At 71.5% G+C, this 12558-nt stretch carries 13 protein-coding genes; all 13 read left to right on the top strand.

Translation table 11 applies throughout. The annotated features are described in order from the left end of the window. Positions 1-102: 102 nt before the first annotated feature. The gene (locus ACFWYM_RS04465; protein ID WP_384830149.1) at positions 103-501 is read left to right on the top strand and encodes an NADH-quinone oxidoreductase subunit A; all 399 of its coding nucleotides are present in this window, start codon (positions 103-105) and stop codon (positions 499-501) included. Then, positions 492-1175 carry an NADH-quinone oxidoreductase subunit B gene (locus ACFWYM_RS04470; protein WP_384829790.1) on the top strand — a complete coding sequence of 228 codons (684 nt, stop codon included), beginning with the start codon at positions 492-494 and terminating at the stop codon, positions 1173-1175. Before ACFWYM_RS04465 ends, ACFWYM_RS04470 begins: the two co-directional genes overlap by 10 nt. Beyond that, positions 1172-2152, top strand: coding sequence for an NADH-quinone oxidoreductase subunit C (locus ACFWYM_RS04475; protein WP_384829793.1), 981 nt, complete (start codon positions 1172-1174; stop codon positions 2150-2152). The genes ACFWYM_RS04470 and ACFWYM_RS04475 overlap by 4 nt, the downstream gene beginning before the upstream one ends. Next, entirely contained in the window at positions 2149-3117 is a 969-nt protein-coding gene (locus ACFWYM_RS04480) for an NADH-quinone oxidoreductase subunit H (protein WP_384829796.1), read from the top strand. Before ACFWYM_RS04475 ends, ACFWYM_RS04480 begins: the two co-directional genes overlap by 4 nt. Further along, positions 3117-3719 carry a NuoI/complex I 23 kDa subunit family protein gene (locus ACFWYM_RS04485; RefSeq protein WP_384829799.1) on the top strand — a complete coding sequence of 201 codons (603 nt, stop codon included), beginning with the start codon at positions 3117-3119 and terminating at the stop codon, positions 3717-3719. Before ACFWYM_RS04480 ends, ACFWYM_RS04485 begins: the two co-directional genes overlap by 1 nt. Then, complete coding sequence (locus ACFWYM_RS04490) at positions 3716-4354, top strand: NADH-quinone oxidoreductase subunit J (RefSeq protein WP_384829803.1); 639 nt, start codon at positions 3716-3718, stop codon at positions 4352-4354. Before ACFWYM_RS04485 ends, ACFWYM_RS04490 begins: the two co-directional genes overlap by 4 nt. Next, on the top strand, positions 4354-4758 hold the full coding sequence (gene nuoK, locus ACFWYM_RS04495) for an NADH-quinone oxidoreductase subunit NuoK (protein ID WP_384829806.1): 405 nt from the start codon (positions 4354-4356) through the stop codon (positions 4756-4758). Before ACFWYM_RS04490 ends, nuoK begins: the two co-directional genes overlap by 1 nt. Continuing rightward, a complete protein-coding gene (locus ACFWYM_RS04500) occupies positions 4755-6788 on the top strand; it encodes an NADH-quinone oxidoreductase subunit L (RefSeq protein WP_384829809.1) in 2034 nt (677 codons plus the stop codon). The genes nuoK and ACFWYM_RS04500 overlap by 4 nt, the downstream gene beginning before the upstream one ends. Before the next feature lie 6 nt (positions 6789-6794). Then, a complete protein-coding gene (locus ACFWYM_RS04505; RefSeq protein WP_384829812.1) occupies positions 6795-8369 on the top strand; it encodes a NuoM family protein in 1575 nt (524 codons plus the stop codon). Then, on the top strand, positions 8366-9922 hold the full coding sequence (locus ACFWYM_RS04510; protein ID WP_384829814.1) for an NADH-quinone oxidoreductase subunit N: 1557 nt from the start codon (positions 8366-8368) through the stop codon (positions 9920-9922). Before ACFWYM_RS04505 ends, ACFWYM_RS04510 begins: the two co-directional genes overlap by 4 nt. A 183-nt stretch (positions 9923-10105) precedes the next feature. Beyond that, positions 10106-10969, top strand: coding sequence for a zinc metalloprotease HtpX (htpX, locus tag ACFWYM_RS04515; protein WP_384829817.1), 864 nt, complete (start codon positions 10106-10108; stop codon positions 10967-10969). Then, entirely contained in the window at positions 10966-11358 is a 393-nt protein-coding gene (locus tag ACFWYM_RS04520) for a YccF domain-containing protein (protein ID WP_384829820.1), read from the top strand. Before htpX ends, ACFWYM_RS04520 begins: the two co-directional genes overlap by 4 nt. Continuing rightward, entirely contained in the window at positions 11358-12506 is a 1149-nt protein-coding gene (locus tag ACFWYM_RS04525) for a barstar family protein (protein ID WP_384829823.1), read from the top strand. The genes ACFWYM_RS04520 and ACFWYM_RS04525 overlap by 1 nt, the downstream gene beginning before the upstream one ends. The last annotated feature ends 52 nt before the right edge of the window (positions 12507-12558 follow it).

A 12558-nucleotide genomic window follows, 5' to 3' on the forward strand; every position in this document is an offset into this window, starting at 1 on the left:
CTAGACTCCCGTCCGTACAGATCGTCGAAGCGGGTCCGCTGGACAGCATCCGCAGGGAACGAGGGAGTGAGGGCTGACGTGCACGCACCGGCGCACGACCACATGACGCACGATCATGTGTCGCACCTCGCCGCGAGCTACTACCAGTCGTACTCCGTCGTCGGGCTGCTCGCGCTCGTGGGTGTCCTCTTCGTCGGCGTCGCGTTCGGCGCGGGACGGCTGCTGCGCCCCGTCGTGCCGACCCCGGAGAAGCTCCTCACGTACGAGTGCGGCGTCGACCCCGTCGGCGAGGGCTGGGCACACACCCAGGTCCGGTACTACGTCTACGCGTTCCTGTACGTGATCTTCGCCGTGGACTCGATCTTCCTCTTCCCCTGGGCGACCGTGTTCGCCGCGCCCGGCTACGGCGCGACGACGCTCGTGGAGATGTTCATCTTCCTCGGCTTCCTGGCCGTGGGACTGCTGTACGCATACAAGAAGGGCGTCCTCACGTGGACGTGACCCCGGAGAACCAGAACCCGGTGAACCCGGCGATCCCGGACCCTGTGCCCGTCCTGCTCCCCGAGCCGAAGCGCCTCGGCGCGCTCGCCCGGCTGGCGCCCGAGCCGATGAAGGTGGTCCTCAACTGGGGCCGCCGCTACTCGCTCTGGGTCTTCAACTTCGGCCTCGCCTGCTGCGCGATCGAGTTCATCGCCGCGTCGATGGCCCGCCACGACTTCATCCGGCTCGGCGTGATCCCGTTCGCGCCGGGGCCGCGCCAGGCCGACCTGATGGTGGTCTCCGGCACAGTCACGGACAAGATGGCCCCCGCCGTGAAGCGCCTGTACGAGCAGATGCCCGAGCCGAAGTACGTCATCTCCTTCGGCGCCTGCTCCAACTGCGGCGGCCCGTACTGGGACTCGTACTCGGTGACCAAGGGCGTCGACCAGATCATCCCCGTCGACGTGTACGTGCCGGGGTGCCCGCCCCGGCCCGAGGCGCTGCTCCAGGGCATCCTCAAGCTCCAGGAGAAGATCGCCCGCGAGTCGCTGGGGGAGCGGTACGGCTCCAACGGCGCGGGCTCCATCGGCGCGGGCGTCAATGGCTCGGGCGCCAACGGCTCGGGCAGGCCCTCGACGGCCGCCCTCCGCAGCGACCTGGTGAAACCGCCGACGCCGGGGGAGGCACGGGCATGACCGGCTGGCTGCCGAGCCCCGTCGAGGAGCTCTTCGGTGCCGAGGCGACGGCCGAGGAGTCGTACGAGGTCCTGACGGTGGACGTGCCCGCGGCCGCCTGGATCACGGCACTTCGGACCGCGCGCACCACCCTGAACTGCACCTACTTCGACTGGCTGAGCGCCGTCGACGAACCGGGCACCGGCTTCCGCGTCTGCGCCCACATCGTCGCCCTCGCCCCGGTGCGCCGCCTCCTCGTCCGTACGACGGTGCCGCACGAGGCCCCGGTCCTCGCCACCGCCGTCGACGTCTACGCGGGCGCAGCCTGGCACGAACGCGAGACCCACGAGATGTTCGGCGTCCGCTTCGAGGACCACCCGCACCTGGTCCCGCTGCTGCTGCCCGAAGGCTTCGAGGGCCACCCCCTCCGTAAGGACTTCGTGCTCGCGGCGCGCGTCGCGAAGGCGTGGCCGGGCGCGAAGGAGCCGGGCGAGGGCGCGGGGCACGGCGGGCCCAAGCGCCGCCAGATGCTGCCCCCCGGCGTGCCCGACCCCAACGAGTGGGGCCCGCTCAAGGGCCAACTCCCGCCTGCCCCGGCGCGACCGGCGCGGGGCGCGGGCCGCGCGGGCGCCGCGGGTGAGCGACCGGCGCGGCGGACCCGGACGGCGGGGGAGGGCTCGGCGAGCCAGGCCGCCGCCCCCACGACGGGCGCGCCGGAGACCACCGAGGCGAAGCCTCCGCGCCGGGCACGCAGCGCGAGCCAGGGCTCGGCGAGCCAGCGGGCGACGACGCCCGAGCCCCCGACGGCGCCGCAGCCCTCGGCGGCCGGCAGCAGCAGCCCGGACGCCCCCTGGCACCACGCGAAGCCCGCCTTCGACGACCCGAGGCCCAAGCCGGAACCGGAAGCCAAGCCGGAGCCCGCGCCGGAACCGGAAGCCAAGCCGGAGCCCAAGCCGCGACCGGAAACGTCAGAAGACAACCCAGGAGGAACGGAGTGACCGACGCCCTCGACGTCACCCTGCGGCTCCTCGCCGTCTTCGTCGTCTTCCTCGTGCTGCCCCTGGTCATCGGCCAGACCGAGCACAAGGTGATGGCTCACATGCAGGGCCGCCTCGGCCCCATGTACGCGGGCGGCTTCCACGGCTGGGCCCAACTCGTCGCCGACGGCGTGAAGTTCGCGCAGAAGGAAGACGTCGTCCCGGCCGACGCCGACCGCCGCGTCTTCCAACTCGCCCCCGCCGTCGCCCTGCTGCCCTACCTCCTCGTGCTGATCGCCATCCCGATCGGCCCCGGCGACGGTGCCGTCGGCCAGCTCGTCGACGCGGGCATCTTCTTCGTCCTCGCCGTCATGGGCGTCGGCGTCCTCGGCTCGCTCATGGCGGGCTGGGCCTCGGCCAACAAGTTCTCCCTCCTCGGCGGCCTGCGCACCGCCGCCCAGCTCCTCGCCTACGAACTCCCCATGCTGCTGGCCGCCGCCTCGGTCGCGATGGCCGCCGGAACGGTTTCCCTGCCCGGCATCCTCCACGCCTTCGAGTGGTGGTGGCTGCCCTGGCAGATCGTCGGCGCCCTGGTCTTCTTCGTGGCGGGCCTCGCCGAACTCCAGCGTCCGCCCTTCGACATGCCGGTCGCCGACTCCGAGATCATCTTCGGCGCCTACACCGAGTACACGGGCCTCCGCTTCGCGCTCTTCCTTCTCGCCGAGTACGCGGGGATCGTCGTGCTGTGCGGCCTCACCACCGTCCTGTTCCTGGGCGGCTGGCACGGCCCCGGCGGCGCCGACGGCCTCGGCTGGCTGTGGACCCTGCTGAAGACGGCCGTCCTCGCCTTCGTGGTCATCTGGCTGCGCGTGACCTACCCCCGTCTCCGCGAGGACCAGCTCCAGAAGCTCTCCTGGACCCTCCTCGTCCCGCTCGCCCTCGCGCAGATCGCGCTCACCGGCATCGTGAAGGTGGCGATCAACTAGTGGCTCCGTTCCCCGGCTCCGGCCTGGCCAAGGGCCTGGCCGTCACGCTCCGCACGATGACGAAGAAGACCGTCACCGAGCAGTACCCCGACGTCCAGCCCGAACTCCCGCCCCGCACCCGGGGCGTCATCGGCCTGTTCGAGGAGAACTGCACGGTCTGCATGCTGTGCGCCCGCGAGTGCCCCGACTGGTGCATCTACATCGACTCCCACAAGGAGACGCTCCCGGCGGCGGCCCCGGGCGGCCGCGAGCGCAGCCGCAACGTCCTCGACCGCTTCGCCATCGACTTCTCGCTCTGCATGTACTGCGGTATCTGCATCGAGGTCTGTCCTTTCGACGCGCTGTTCTGGTCCCCGGAGTTCGAGTACGCGGAGACCGACATCCACGAACTCACCCACGAGCGCGACAAGCTCCGCGAGTGGATGTGGACCGTCCCGGCCCCGCCCGCCCTCGACCCGAGCGCCGAGGAGCCGAAGGAGATCGCCGCGGCCCGCAAGGCGGCGGACAAGCTCGCCGCCACGCAGGCGGCCGCAGCCCAGGAGGCCGAGGCTCAGGGGGCCGAGGCCCAGGGGACCGCTGCCGGAACGGAGGGCGACGCGTGACTCTCGCGGCAGGCGCCCCCCAGGGCTTCCTCTCCCCGTCCGGCGTCGAGATCGCCTTCCTGCTCGTCGGCCTCGTCACCCTCGGCGCGGCGGTCATCACCGTCACCACCAAGCAGCTGGTGCACGCGGCGCTGTGGCTGGTCGTGGCGCTCGGCGGGCTCGCCGTCGAATACCTGCTCCTCACGGCCGAGTTCATCGCCTGGGTCCAGGTCCTGATCTATGTGGGCTCCGTCGTCGTCCTCCTCCTGTTCGGTCTGATGCTCACGAGGGCGCCCATCGGCCGCTCCCCGGAGGCCGATTCGGGCAACCGGCCGGTCGCGCTCGCGGTGGCCGTCGCCGCCGCGGCCGCCCTGGTGTGGGTGGTCGTCGACGCCTTCCGTACGCAGTGGATCGACGTGGACTCCCCGCAGGGCTCCACGGACGTCACGGGATCGATCCTGTTCCGCCACTGGGTGCTGCCCTTCGAAGCGCTCTCGGTCCTCCTCCTCGCGGCCCTGGTCGGCGCGATCGTCCTGTCCCGCAAGAAGGACGCCGACGAGAGCACCAACGGAAAGGCGCCCACCACGCGCACCGCTTCGGGCCGTTCGGGCCGCGCGGATCGTTCGGATCGTTCGGATCGAGAGGAGACCAACTGATGCACCTCGCCTATCCCGCGGTCCTCGCCGTCCTCCTCTTCTGCGTCGGCCTCTACGGCGTGCTCGCCCGCCGCAACGCGATCCTGGTCCTGATGTCCGTCGAGCTCATGCTCAACGCGGTCAACCTCAACCTCGTGGCCTTCGACGTCTGGCTGCGCGACGCCCTGCACGCCGGGCAGGCGCTGACCCTCTTCACGATCGCCATCGCCGCCGCCGAGATCGGCATCGGCCTCGCGATCGTCCTGGCGGTCTACCGCAACCGCGGCACGTCCGCCGTCGACGACCTCCGCGACACCGCCGAACGCCCCGACGACCCCGATGACCCGGATGACGGTGCCGAGGGCGCCGCCGCTGACGAACCCGCCCCCGCGGAGCCGTCACAGAAGGCTGAGGCCACCGCGTGACCACGACCACCCTCGCCGTACTCGTCCCCCTCCTGCCGTTCCTGGGCGCGGCCGCCGGTCTGCTCCTCGGCCGCCGGGCCCCCGGTCTCGTCCGCCCCCTCGCCGTCCTGCCCACGCTGACGGCCCTCGTGCTCGCCGTGCTCGTGGCCGTCCGCCAGGGCGGCGAGCAGTCCGTCGACGCCGCCACCGAGCTCACCCCGACCGGCTCGGTCCCCATCGAACTCGCCCTGCACATCGACGGCTTCGCGGCCCTCGTCGCCGTCCTGGTCGGCGTGGTCGCGTCCTGTGTGCAGATCTACTCGACGGGCTATCTGCGCGACGACCCGCGCTACCCCTCGTACGCCGCTCTCGTCTCTCTGTTCACCTCCGCGATGCTGCTCGTCGTCTACTCGGGCGACCTGATGGTTCTCCTGGTGGGCTGGGAAGTCATGGGCATCTGCTCGTACTTCCTCGTCGGCCACTACTGGGAGACCCCGGAGGCCCGCGCCGCCTCGCTCAAGGCGTTCCTGGTCACCAAGCTCGGCGATGTCCCCTTCCTGATCGGCCTGTTCGCGCTCGCCACGGACGCGGGCTCCTTCCGCATCACGAAGATCCTCGCGACCGTCGCGGACGGCGGCCTCGACCACCCGACGCTGATCGCCCTGCTCCTGCTCGCCGGAGTGGCGGGCAAGTCCGCGCAGTTCCCGCTGCACACCTGGCTGCCCGACGCGATGGCGGGCCCCACACCCGTCTCCGCGCTGATCCACGCCGCGACGATGGTCGCCGCCGGTGTCTACTTCGTCGCCCGCCTCCTCCCGGTCTTCGCCGCCTCGCAGGCGGCGCTGGTCGTCCTCGCGGTCATGGCCGCCGTGACCATGGCCGGCTCGGCGCTCGCTGCGCTCGCCCAGGACGACATCAAGCGCGTCCTCGCGTACTCGACGATCGGCCAGCTCGGCTACATGACCGGCGCCCTCGCGGTCGGCGACCGCGGCGCCGCCGTCTTCCACCTCCTGTCGCACGGCGCCTTCAAGGCGCTCCTGTTCCTCGCCGCGGGCGTGATCATCCACGCCGCGGGCACCAACTCCCTGGCCGCGATGTCCCGTATGAAGGACCTCCGCGACCGCGTGCCCGACGCCTACTGGACGATGAGCGTGGCGCTCCTCGCGCTCGCCGCGATCCCGCCGTTCAGCGGCTTCTTCTCCAAGGAGGCGGTGCTCGGGTCCGCCGAGCACGCCGCCACCGGCCACGCCGAGTCCGTCCCGCACGCGGCGGGCTGGATCGTCCTCGTCGCCGCTCTGGTCACCGCCCTCCTCACGGCCGCCTACGCGACCCGCCTGTGGCTGCTCGCCTTCCGGGGCAAGGGCGTCGAGGCCCCTGACCTTCCCCAAGCTCTCAACTCCGTTCGAGCAGGGGAGACCCCATGGCGGCAGCCCGTCACCATGACCGCCGTGCTCTGGGTGCTCGCCGTCCCCTCACTCGCCTTCGGCCTCTCCGTCGGCGCCCTGCCCGACTGGTTCGACGGGCACGAACTCACCCCGACCCTCACCACCTCCGTCCTCGGCACGGGCTTCGCCCTGGTCGGCGCCCTCGTCACCTACGGCGCGTGGCGGCACACCTCGGCCCTCGCCGCCCGCGTCCCCCTGGGCGCCGTCGCCGCCGACCCGGACGCCGACGGCGGACTCGTCGAGGCCGAGGCCATCGCCACGCACACCGTCGAGTACGGCGACCCGGCGACCGCCCCCGACCCGGCGGACCCCGGCCGACTCCTGCTGGGCCCCCTGCACCGGCACGCGGCCGTCGGCTTCCACCTCGACGCCGTCTACACGGCTCTGTTCGTGCGCCCCGTCCAGGCCGCCGCGAGCCTCGTCCGCTTCCTCGACCGCGAGGTCGTCGAGACCTATGTACGCGGTGCGAGCGCCGCCCCCCGCTGGCTGGGCGCCGCGGTGCGCCGGGCCCAGACGGGCAACGTGCAGACCTACCTCAGCGCGCTGCTCGCGGGCGCCGTCGTCCTGGCTGTCGCCGCCGTCCTCGTCGCCACCGCCGGAGCGTGAGCAGCCGTGATCGGTATCAGTGAGTCCGTGATGCAGTTCCTTCTCGCATTGATCGTCGTCGGCCCGCTCATCGGCGCCGCCGCGGCCTTCCTCCCCGCCCCGCCCGGGCTGAAGGGGAAGTCGCCGGAGCAGGCCGTGCTGCGCCACGGCGTGACCGTGACCGGCGTGATCCTGCTCGCCGCGATCGTCCTCGCGCTCGGCTTCGACCATGACCACCCGTCGAAGATGCAGGCCACGACGGATATCAGCTGGATCCCCGCACTCGACGTGCGCATCCATCTCGGCATCGACGGCATCTCGCTCCCCCTCCTGGTCCTGACCGCGCTGCTGACCTTCCTCTGCGCGCTGTACTCCTACTTCAAGATGCCGACGGGCCCGTCCCCCAAGGCATTTGTGGCGCTGATCCTCGTCCTCGAGTCCGGCACCCTCGCGACCTTCGCCGTCCTCGATCTGCTGCTGTTCTTCCTCGCCTTCGAGATGGTCCTCATCCCGATGTACTTCCTCATCGCCCGCTGGGGCGGTGAGCAACGGACCCAAGCTGCTTGGAAGTTCATCCTCTACACGCTGCTCGGCTCCGTCGTCATGCTGCTGGGCCTGCTCCTCATCGGGCTCAAGTCCGGCACATTCGACATGGTGGCACTCGCCACTGACAACGGCCGGTCGCTGACCACATCCGTGCAGGTCATCGCCGTTCTGGCGATCGGGATCGGGCTCGCGGTCAAGACGCCGATGTGGCCGCTGCACAGCTGGCTGCCGGACGCCCACACCGCCGCGCCCACCGTCGGCTCGGTCCTGCTGGCCGGCGTCATGCTCAAGATGGGTACGTACGGGTTCGTCCGGATCCTGCTGCCCGTCGCGCCCGATGGGATGCGGGAGTTCGCGCCGTACCTCGCGGCCTTCGCGGTCGTCGGGATCATCTACGGGTCCCTCGCCTGCCTCGCGCTCGCCAAGCAGGGCGCGAAGGGCGACCTCAAGCGCCTCATCGCGTACTCGTCCGTCGGCCACATGGGCTTCGTCCTGCTCGGCATCTCGACGATGAGCCCGACCGGCGTGAACGGCGCGCTGTTCGCCAACATCGCCCACGGCCTCATCACCGGCCTGCTGTTCTTCCTCGTCGGCGCGCTGAAGGACCGCACGGGCACCACCGACCTCGACAGCCTGGCGCAGCAGTCCGGCGCCGCGCTGTACGGCAGGGCCCCGCGCCTCGGCGGCCTGCTCGCGTTCGGCGCCGTCGCCTCGCTCGGCCTGCCCGGCCTCGCCGGGTTCTGGGGCGAGATGCTCGCCCTGTTCGGCGCGTTCCGGCCCGCCGACGACCTGAGCCGCCCCGCCTTCCTCACCTTCATGTCGATCGCCGCGTTCGGCACCCTGCTCACCGCCGCGTACATGCTCGTCGTCGTGCGTCGCGTCTGCATGGGCCCGACCGCACAGGAGACCCCGAAGCTCGCCGACGTCCACGGCTACGAGTTCGCCGCCTGGACCCCGCTCGTCGCCCTCACCGTCCTCGCCGGACTCTGGCCCGCGGCTCTCCTCGGCCTCACCGACCCGGCCGTGCAGCAGCTCCTCGCAGGAGGCAAGTCGTGACCGTGGCCGCATCGACAGCCGTCACCGAGAGCGCCGCGAGCCTCGTCCAGTCCGTCGACTGGCTCGCGATCGCGCCGCCCACCATCGCGGCGGTCGTGGGCCTCGTCGTGCTCGTCGCCGACCTCTTCCTGCCCGGGGACCGCAAGGCGCTCCTCGGCTGGGTCTCCGTGGTGGGCCTGGCCGCCGCCGCGCTCGCCCTGCTGCCGCTCCTCGACGACGACCGCTCCACGTTCTGCCTGACCGGCGGCGGAGCGGACGCCTGCAGCTACACCGCCGACCGCTTCACGCTGGTCATCCAACTCCTCGTCCTGGGCGGGGCGCTACTGGCGGCCCTGCTGTCGATGAGCACCCTCAAGGACGCCAAGCGCGCGGACCGGGAACTCCCCGAAGGGGAGTTCTGGTTCCTGCTGCTCTCCTCCGCGGCGGGCGCCGCCCTCCTGCCCGCCTCCCGCGACCTCGCCACGCTCGTCGTCGCCCTCGAAGTGGCCTCGCTGCCCGCGTTCGCCCTGGTCGGCATCAAGCGCGGCGACAAGAAGTCCTCGGAAGCGGCCCTCAAGTTCTTCCTGTCCTCCGTGACGGCGACCGCCGTGACCCTCCTCGGCGTCAGCTTCGTGTACGCGGCGACGGGCACCCTGCACCTCACGGAGATCGCCGACAAGCTCCAGCACGTCGACGGGCAGCTCGACACCCTCGCCCAGACCGGAGTCGTCCTCACTCTGGTCGGCTTCGCTTTCAAGGTCGCGGCCGTCCCCTTCCACTTCTGGGTGCCCGACACCTACGTAGGCGCGCCTCTGCCTGTCGCGGCGTACCTCTCCGTGGTCGGCAAGGCGGTCGGCTTCACCGGCCTGATCCTCGTCACCGTCGTCGCCTTCCCGTCGTACGCGGACGTCTGGGGCCCGGCCCTCGCCGTGCTCGCGGCGCTCACCATGACGGTCGGCAACGTGGCCGCGCTGCGGCAGCAGTCCACGCGCGCGTACAGCGCGGTACGCCTCCTTGCCTGGTCGTCGGTCGGCCAGGCGGGCTACCTCCTGGTGCCCATCGCGTCCGCCGGGTACGCGGATGACGGCGCCGCCGCGCAGAAGGCGGTCGGCTCCACCGTCGCGTACGCCCTGATGTACGCGGCCGTGAACCTGGGTGCCTTCGCCGTGGCCGCCCTGGTGGGCCGCAGCCGGCGCCTGAACCGCGTCAGCGACTACTGCGGCCTGTACGCGCGCAGCCCCCTCGCCGCCGTCGTCCTGGCCTTCTTCCTGCTCTGCCTCGCGGGCCTGCCGCCCGGCATCATCGGCCTCTTCGCGAAGGTCACGGTCTTCTCGGCGGTCGTCGACGCGGGCCTCGGCTGGCTCGCAGTGATCATGGCGGCGAACGTCGTCATCGCGCTCTACTACTACCTCCAGTGGACCGCGCTCCTGTTCCGCGCCCCCGAGGGCGAGCCGCAGAAGCACCGCGTCCCGGCGCCGCTGACCGTGGCCATCTCGCTGACCGCCGTCCTCGCGGTGGCCCTCTCCGGAGCGCCCCAGCTCGTGCTGCGGTTCGCGGACACCGGCCTGTTCTGACGGCCGCCCCCGGCCGGGCCCCGGACACCGGCCCGAGGCCGTCACCCGTAAGGCCCACACCGCTCCTGCGCGCACAAGGGAACTAGCGCTCCTCGCCTGGCGTTGACCAGTACGGGAGGGTCCACTGAACAGTGGAAGACCAGTCAGCAGAGGGTTCCCCCACGCACCATCAGGAGGGCCACCGTGCACCGCCGGCACAATGGGCTGAAGACCGCCGTACTGCTCGGGGGACTGTCCGCTCTCATCATCGTCATCGGCAGTTTCTTCGGCCGTACGGGCTTGATCGTCGCCGTCCTCGTGGCGCTCGGCACCAACGCGTACGCGTACTGGAACAGCGACAAGCTGGCCCTGCGCGCCATGCGTGCCCGCCCGGTGAGCGAGTTCGAGGCACCCGAGCTGTACCGCATGGTCCGCGAGCTCTCCACCGAGGCCCGCCAGCCCATGCCCCGCCTGTACATCTCACCCACGGAAGCGCCGAACGCGTTCGCGACGGGCCGCAATCCCCGTAACGCCGCGGTGTGCTGCACCGACGGCATCCTCCGCCTCCTGGACCAGCGCGAGCTGCGCGGCGTCATCGGCCACGAGCTCAGCCACGTCTACAACCGCGACATCCTGATCTCGTCGGTCGCCGGAGCCCTCGCCTCCGTGATCATGTTCTTGGTCAACTTCGCCTGGCTGATCCCGGTCGGCCGGTCGAACGACAACGACGGCCCGGGCATCTTCGGCATGCTCCTGATCATGCTCCTCGGCCCGCTGGCGGCCTCGATCATCCAGCTCGCGATCAGCCGCTCCAGGGAGTACGAGGCGGACGCCTCCGGAGCCCAACTGACCGGCGACCCGCTAGCCTTGGCCAGCGCCCTGCGCAAGCTGGACGCGGGTACGAAGCAGCTCCCGCTGCCGCCCGAGCCCCGGATCGAGACGGCGAGCCACATGATGATTGCCAACCCCTTCCGGCCCGGCCAGGGCATGTCCAAGATGTTCTCGACGCATCCGCCGATGGCGGAGCGGATCGCCCGGCTCGAGCGGATGGCAGGTCGTCAGCAGTGAAGACAATCCTCAACGTCATATGGCTCGTCCTCTGCGGCTTCTGGATGTTCCTCGCCTATCTCCTGGCCGGTGTCATCCTCTGCATCACGATCATCGGCATCCCCTTCGGTCTGGCGAGCTTCCGCATCGGCCGCTACGCCCTCTGGCCCTTCGGCTACACGACAGTTGAGCGCCGCGACGCGGGCGCCCCTTCCTGCATCGGCAACGTCCTGTGGCTGCTGCTCGCGGGCTGGTGGCTCGCCCTCGGCCACATCGTCACCGGCTTCCTGCTCTGCGTCACGATCATCGGCATCCCCCTGGGCGTCGCCAACTTCAAGCTCATCCCGGTCTCGCTGCTGCCGCTGGGCCGCGAAATCGTGCCCACGGACCAGCAGTTCGCGGCCTGGTAGTGCACCTCCCGAAGTACGCCCTCGCGGCGTACGACGCCGAGAACCTCCAGCACGACGACATCTGGGCCCTGTGCGAGGACGCCGAGGCCCTCTTCGCCGACCCGCCGCCACGCGCGCGTGCCCGCTACGAACTCCTCGGCTGCACCCCGCAGGGAGAGCTGGCCGCTGCCGTGGAGGCGGCGCTGGCCGACGGCTCCGCCCCGCTCGGCTTCCTCGCCCTGGAGATCCTCGACAAGGCACACACGGGCGTGGGGGAGTGGTATCTGGAAGACGTACGGGTCCTCGGCGCCCGCGTCTGCGCCCGCGACCTGTCCCGCCTGGACCTCACCGTCGAGGCGTCGGAGGCGGACGGGCAAGCCGACTACCCGCAGTGCCCGCCCCTGTCCCCGGGATACCGGCTCCTCGGCCCCGCGGACGAACCGTGGGGCCCCTGCCGGGACTTGGCCCGCGTACGGGACAGCGGCCCCGCGACGGCCGCACCGGAGGGGCCCCCGGTACGACTCCTCGGCTGCGCACCCCGGGGCGCCCTGCGCACGGCCCTGGACGCCGGCAAGGAGGCCCTCGGCCACGCCGCGCTGCTCCGCCTCGACGAGTCCGGGAAGACGCTGGAGGAGGCCGCGGAGGGCGAGCTCATCGCGTGGATCCCGTCCGCGCGCGGGCGTGGCCTCGTCGACCTCACCCTGGACCCGTGGTCGGACCGTCCGCCGCCCGCGGCCCGGCAGGTCTGGGACACATGGTGGCCCGGCCACCCCACCGAGCCCAACCTGTGGGCGCCGCTCACCACCGAAGGCCGCGACCACTGGATGGGCACCGCACTGGTCAACCGCGCGTGGTACGCCCCCGACGCCGGCCCCGGAGCCACGTACCACCTGGACGGCCGCCACATCACCGACGTACCCGGCTTCTACTGCGCGCTGGGCGAGGCGGTGAACGGGCCCGGGGGCTACTTCGGCCGGAATCTCGACGCGGTCACCGACTGCCTCCGAGGCGGCTTCGGCGCCCGCTCGCCCGTCACCCTCGTCTGGCACGACGCCCACATCGCCCGGTCCTGCCTGGGCCTGACCCCGCGCGTGGACCAGCGTCCGCACACCTTCGAGGAACTCCTCACGTTCCTCGTGGAGGAACGCGTCCAGGTCGAGCTCGCCTGACGCAGGCTGCCCCGACCCGGTCGGCCGGGCCCCAGAGGCCCGCGCGCGCCCC

The organism is Streptomyces sp. NPDC059009, assembly GCF_042740175.1.
GTDB lineage: Bacteria > Actinomycetota > Actinomycetes > Streptomycetales > Streptomycetaceae > Streptomyces.

Coding starts and splice junctions, on each gene's coding strand:
- ACFWYM_RS04465 (WP_384830149.1), top strand. CDS start 103: ATGACGCACGATCATGTGTCGCACCTCGCCGCGAGCTACTACCAGTCG.
- ACFWYM_RS04475 (WP_384829793.1), top strand. CDS start 1,172: ATGACCGGCTGGCTGCCGAGCCCCGTCGAGGAGCTCTTCGGTGCCGAG.
- nuoK (WP_384829806.1), top strand. CDS start 4,354: ATGCACCTCGCCTATCCCGCGGTCCTCGCCGTCCTCCTCTTCTGCGTC.